At 61.1% G+C, this 5,547-nt stretch carries 5 protein-coding genes; 2 read left to right on the top strand and 3 right to left on the bottom strand.

Features of this window, described 5'->3' with window-relative positions; genetic code table 11:
• Positions 1-85: 85 nt before the first annotated feature.
• Positions 86-2,275, bottom strand: a complete 2,190-nt coding sequence (locus QMX93_RS29450) for a patatin-like phospholipase family protein (RefSeq protein WP_282359075.1) — start codon at positions 2,273-2,275, stop codon at positions 86-88.
• A 71-nt stretch (positions 2,276-2,346) separates the two neighbouring features.
• Here QMX93_RS29450 and QMX93_RS29445 point away from each other — a divergent pair, with 71 nt between their 5' ends.
• On the top strand, positions 2,347-2,634 hold the full coding sequence (locus QMX93_RS29445; RefSeq protein ID WP_122608951.1) for a SelT/SelW/SelH family protein: 288 nt from the start codon (positions 2,347-2,349) through the stop codon (positions 2,632-2,634).
• Here the strand turns inward: QMX93_RS29445 and QMX93_RS29440 are convergent.
• Both QMX93_RS29440 and QMX93_RS29435 read right to left on the bottom strand, forming a co-directional pair.
• Positions 2,628-3,521, bottom strand: coding sequence for a DMT family transporter (locus tag QMX93_RS29440; protein WP_282359068.1), 894 nt, complete (start codon positions 3,519-3,521; stop codon positions 2,628-2,630). The two genes, QMX93_RS29445 and QMX93_RS29440, sit on opposite strands and share 7 nt — an antisense overlap.
• Positions 3,522-3,695: 174 nt before the next feature.
• Positions 3,696-4,460: an AraC family transcriptional regulator gene (locus tag QMX93_RS29435; protein ID WP_053118248.1), complete on the bottom strand. Its 765-nt coding sequence runs from the start codon at positions 4,458-4,460 to the stop codon at positions 3,696-3,698.
• 133 nt (positions 4,461-4,593) lie between these two features.
• On the opposite strand from QMX93_RS29435, the gene QMX93_RS29430 reads away from it, so the two are divergent.
• Positions 4,594-5,409 carry a UDP-2,3-diacylglucosamine diphosphatase gene (locus QMX93_RS29430; RefSeq protein ID WP_282359066.1) on the top strand — a complete coding sequence of 272 codons (816 nt, stop codon included), beginning with the start codon at positions 4,594-4,596 and terminating at the stop codon, positions 5,407-5,409.
• Positions 5,410-5,547: the final 138 nt, after the last annotated feature.

The following is a 5,547-nucleotide window of genomic DNA, read 5'->3' as shown; positions in this document are numbered from 1 at the left end:
GAGCAAGCCCGCTCCCACAAGGGGAACGCATTCCAAACTGTGGGAGCGGGCTTGCTCGCGAAGGCGCCAGATCAGACAACGCTAATCAAAAAGTCTGCCCAAGGTTCAGATAAACCGCCTGCTCATCCGCATCATTCAACCCATACGTGAAATTCAACGGCCCCAGCGGCGTGTCAAACCCGATAAAAACACTCGCCGCATTGATGTAACCACTGTCGAACTCATTGTCATTGTTCCACGCCCGCCCACGCTCCAGCGAAGCACCGGCGTACAGCGGGAAGTCCAGCGGCAAGTACGAACGCGGCGTCAGACGGCGGAAATACACGGCACGCATCAGGCTGACGTTCTGCCCGGAAATCGCATCTTCCCGGAACCCCGACAACTGCCGCGCGCCGCCGAGCAGGAAGCTCGATGTCACCACATTGGCGTCGTCCAGCGTGCGCCCGTAACGACCGCCAAGGATCAACGTGTCGGGGCCATGACTCATGGCTTTGTCGATTTTGAAATCCCACTGCCGGTAACGTGTATCCGAGCCCAGACTCGGTTCGAATTGCGTCAGCGTCAGGCTGATGTCCTTGCCTTCGTGAGGGTAGTAAACGTTGTCCAGCGAGTCGTACGAGTACTTCAGCGAGTAGAAGCCTTCGTTAAAGCTTTCGCTCGGCAGATCCTGATCACCAATGCGCACATCAGCCTTGCCCCACGCTTCGCCAACGCCGAAACGCACTTCGCCGTTGTTGCCGATCTGCCGACCGAGGTTGAGGCCGAAACCGTAGCGCTCGACGCGGTATTGCGCGATCGGATCATTATCGAGAATCGACTCGACGTTCTGCGCTTCGAACGATGCATACGGGGCGACGAAGTAGCGCGAACCGACGTCCAGCGGCTGATAGAACTCGGTGTACAACTCTTGTTTGTCGCCGATCTGCGCGCGCGTCAGCCATTCCGCGCCGAGACGGTTGATGCCGTTGACGCGGTAGCTGGCGCCGAGGTTGAAGGCGCTGTCGCCGCGCATGTCGTCCGACAGATTGAGGCCGACGCGCAGGTAATCGGTGCCGCTGCGTTTGCCGCGCGCGCTGATCACCAGGGTGTGATCCGGGCCTTTGTGCACCACGCGGTATTGCACCTGCTCGAAGTAATCGAGGCCGTACAAGGTGCCCATGTCCGAATGCAGTCGGCCCAGATCCAGCGGTTCGCCGATGGGTTGACGGATGTAGTAGCGGATCACGTCATCATCGACTTTCGAATCGTTCTCCACACGAATGGCGGTGATGACCGGCGTGCGCTGGCCCGGCGAGCGGGCGGCGTTGAGTTCGGCGTCCTGGGATTCACTCGGTTTGAGCTGTGCGAGGCGGGCGTCGAGGGCTTTGGTCGCGCGGTAACCGGCTTCGATCATTTCCTGGGCCTTGCCGAAATCGGTGACGCCGAAGGCGGCCAGTGCCGGCTGAATCAAAACGTCATCGGCGTGCAGCGCGGCGAGTTGTTCTTCCGAGTTGCGCCGGGTCATCAGGGTGATCGACTGATTGAGCACGTCGACCACGGTGGTCAGTTGTTTGCGGTTGCGCAGCGGCGTACCGATGTCGACGACGATGGCGATGTCGACGCCCATTTCCCGCGCCACATCGAGCGGAATGTTGTCGGTCATGCCGCCGTCCACCAGCAACCGGCCATCGAGTTCGACCGGCGCGAACACAGCGGGGATCGACATGCTCGCGCGAATCACCTGCGGCAGATGGCCTTTGCGGAAGACCACTTTTTCACCGTTGGCGATGTCGGTGGCCACGGCGCGGAACGGGATCGGCAGTTTGTCGAAATCGCGGGTATCACTGGTGTGCGCCAACAGACTTTCCAGCAGCAACGAGAGGTTTTGCCCTTGAATCACGCCCAATGGCAGGCCGAGGCTGCCGTCGTCGCGAAAGCTGAGTTTCTGTTTCACCAGAAAATCGCGGTCGTCCTGCTTGCGTCGAAACGGCACGTCTTCACGCGGTGGCGCGTCGGACAGTGCGGCTTGCCAGTCGATGTTCAGCGCGAGTTTTTCCAGCTCGTCGATCTTGTAACCCGAGGCGTACAGGCCGCCGACCACCGCACCCATGCTGGTGCCGGCGATCGCATCGATCTTGATGCCTTGCTCTTCCAAAGCCTTGAGCACGCCGATGTGCGCCAGCCCGCGCGCGGCGCCGCCGGACAGCACCAGGCCGATTTTCGGGCGCGGCGCTTCAGTGGCATGGACGAAGAGGGGCAGAAAACCAAGCAGCAGGCAGAACAGCAGACGGCGCATTGTGAGTCTCGGGGCAAGCGGTAAAGCCGGCTATTATAGCGGCGCCCTCTGTCTCAGGAGTTGTAGCGAACATGACTGTCGCAAAAGCAGAAGTTGTCATCACTTATTGCACGCAATGCCAATGGCTGTTGCGCGCCGCGTGGCTGGCGCAGGAGTTGCTCAGCACCTTCGGCGACGACCTCGGCAAAGTCTCGTTGGTGCCGGGCACTGGCGGGGTGTTTCAGATCACCTGCGCTGGCGTGCAGATCTGGGAACGCAAGGCCGACGGCGGTTTTCCGGAAGCCAAGGTGCTGAAACAGCGGGTGCGCGATCAGATCGATCCTGACCGCGACCTCGGTCACAACGACCGCACTCAGTGAGACGCGGCCTCGGCGGCGACGGTTTTCTTGTCGGCATTGCCTGACATCCGCGCCGAGACGACGATGGCGACAATGATCAGCGCGCCGCCGATCAACATCTTCGGCGTCGGGTTTTCATTGAACAGCAGCCAGGCGACCGTGATGCCGTAGACCGGCTCCATCGCGAACACCACCGCGGCGGTGCGCGCCTTGATCACCGCCAGACTGGCCACGAACAGACTGTGAGCGACGCCGGTGCAGAACACGCCGAGCAGGGCGATCCACAACCAGTCCAGCGCGCGCACTTCGCTCAGTTGTGGCGCCGCAACCGGCAGCAAACACAACGCCACCACCACGTTTTGACACAGCGCCGCCTGTACCGCCGGAATGCGTCCGGAGCTGGCGCGGTTGGTCAGCGACAGCAATGAGAACAGCAGCCCCGAGAGCACCGACCAGAGCAAGCCAACGGTGGCGCCGCTGCCCAGATCGAAGGCCGGGGTCACCAGAATCAGGCCGACGCTGACCAACAGCACCAGTACAATTTCGTTGGCGCGAATGCGTTCGCGGAAGATCAGCCCTTCAAGAATCACCGTGAATGCCGGGAAACTGGCGAAGCCCAACGTGGCGATGGCGACACCGGCGATCTTCACCGAAACAAAGAAACTCACCCAGTGCCCGGCCAGCAACACGCCGCTGAGGATCAGTCGACGCCAGTCCACGGCCTGAAGTTTTTGCCAGCCCTGCGCACTGGCGAAACGGGCAAAAAACGCCAGAGCGAGCACGGCAAAAGCGGCGCGGCCGAAAACGATCACGGCGGGGGAGGCGGCAGCGAGTTTGCCGAACACGCCGGTCAGGCCAAACATCAAAGCACCAATGTGCAGAGCGCCGAGGGCGGTACGCGGGGTCATTGCAATCCTTAATCCAGACACGATTCGTTGTGATGCATTGATCGTTCCCACGCTCTGCGTGGTAACGCCTCTAGGGACGCTCTGCGTCCAGTGACGCGGAGCGTCACGGCTGCATTCCCACGCAGAGCGTGGGAACGATCATGAATGGTTGAGGGCCAAGAGTCTGTCGGCGGACTATCGTCTTTTGTCGCCGGAATCGCGGCGAAGCTGGCCGGGTGATGAGCCGAACTCGCGCAGGACGGCGGCCGAGAAGGCACTCTGCGAGCTGTAACCGACGCGACTGGCAATCTCGCCCATCGGCAAAAGCGTATCGCGGAGCATTTGCACCGCCAGATGCAACCGTCGACTGCGCATGTAATCCATCGGCGTCTGCCCGCATTCCGCCATAAACCGCGCATGCAGTCGCGCACTCGACAGCCCGGCAACCCGCGCCAGATCGGCAACTTGCAGCGGATAAGCCGCGTTCTGCTCGATGTGCGCATCCAGCGCCGCATAAGGCAAACGGCGGGCAGTCAGTTCGGCTGGTTTCGCATGATTGAGGCTGGCCAGCAGCAACACCGAGCCTTGCTGCGCGATCAACGGATCACTGACCGGACTGTTCGCCAGCCAACTGACCAACTGACTCTGCCCGGAATCCAGCGACAAACGCGCAGGCTGATCGAGCAAGCGGCGGCTGGCCTCGGCATGTTCACCCAACGAATCCACCAGCCATTGCCCGTCAGGAATGTCCATCACCAGACAACGACTGCCATCGGGACTGCCGCAAGCGTGGTGCGCGCCCGAAGGGATCACCACAAAACTTTGCTGACGCACCTGACTGCCACGGCCCTCGACCTCGAAATCCAGCGCACCGGACAGCCCGAACACCAATTGGGCGTGCTCGTGGCTGTGGACGATCAGATCGCGGGTGTACTGACGCAGGGTGAGAATCGGGCGCATAAACAAGTCTCCGGGCAGGCCTGCAGTCTACACCGGCGGGCGCTGTGTGCGCTGTCACAGGACTGACTCGCGCTTGTCATGGTCGATTCACCGGATGCGCGCAGAGTGGCGAAAACATCGCAGAGGGTTGCCCATGACCAGCGCCGAGCTCGCCAGACCCAGCCGCAAACAACGGGTGCGAACCCTGTGGATCTCCGACGTGCACCTGGGCACGCGCGATTGCCAGGCCGAGCACTTGTCGACGTTCCTCAAGGGCTATCACGCCGACAAGGTGTATCTGGTCGGCGACATCATCGACGGCTGGAAACTGCGCGGCGGCATGTACTGGCCGCAAGCGCACACCAACGTGATCCGGCGCTTGCTCACCATGAGCAAGCGCGGCACCGAGGTGATCTATGTCACCGGCAATCACGATGAGTTCTTGCGCCGTTACTCGAAGCTGATTCTCGGCAATATTCAGTTGGTCGACGAAGCGGTGCATGTCACCGCCGATGGCCGCCATCTGTTGGTGATTCACGGCGATCAGTTTGATGTGATCACCCGATATCACCGCTGGCTGGCCTTCCTCGGCGATTCGGCTTACGAATTTACCCTGACCCTGAATCGCTGGCTCAACCACTGGCGGGCGCGCTATGGCTACGGCTATTGGTCGCTGTCGGCGTACCTCAAGCACAAGGTGAAGACGGCGGTGAGTTTTATCGGTGACTTCGAAGAAGCCATCGCCCATGAGTGCGTGAAGCGCGGGTTGCACGGGGTGGTCTGCGGGCACATCCACCATGCCGAGATCCGTAAGGTCGGCGAGGTGGATTACCTCAACTGCGGCGATTGGGTGGAATCGTGCACGGCGCTGATCGAGCATTGGGATGGCACGATCGAGTTATATCGGCTGGCGGATGCACAGGCGCGAGAGGCGGAGCTAAAAGCGGCTAAAGTCACCGAACTCGCCTGATCAAACATAAAACCCTGTGGGAGCGAGCCTGCTCGCGAATGCAATTCCTCAGACAAAGCATTGCCGTCTGACACACCGCTTTCGCGAGCAGGCTCGCTCCCACATTTTGGATTGTGGTGTTCTCAGGCTGGGCTATGT

This window comes from Pseudomonas sp. PS01303, assembly GCF_029959385.1.
GTDB lineage: Bacteria > Pseudomonadota > Gammaproteobacteria > Pseudomonadales > Pseudomonadaceae > Aquipseudomonas > Aquipseudomonas rustica.
This window is presented reverse-complemented; position numbering and strand designations above follow the sequence as displayed.

Coding starts and splice junctions, on each gene's coding strand:
- QMX93_RS29450 (WP_282359075.1), bottom strand. CDS start 2,275: ATGCGCCGTCTGCTGTTCTGCCTGCTGCTTGGTTTTCTGCCCCTCTTC.
- QMX93_RS29445 (WP_122608951.1), top strand. CDS start 2,347: ATGACTGTCGCAAAAGCAGAAGTTGTCATCACTTATTGCACGCAATGC.
- QMX93_RS29435 (WP_053118248.1), bottom strand. CDS start 4,460: ATGCGCCCGATTCTCACCCTGCGTCAGTACACCCGCGATCTGATCGTC.
- QMX93_RS29440 (WP_282359068.1), bottom strand. CDS start 3,521: ATGACCCCGCGTACCGCCCTCGGCGCTCTGCACATTGGTGCTTTGATG.
- QMX93_RS29430 (WP_282359066.1), top strand. CDS start 4,594: ATGACCAGCGCCGAGCTCGCCAGACCCAGCCGCAAACAACGGGTGCGA.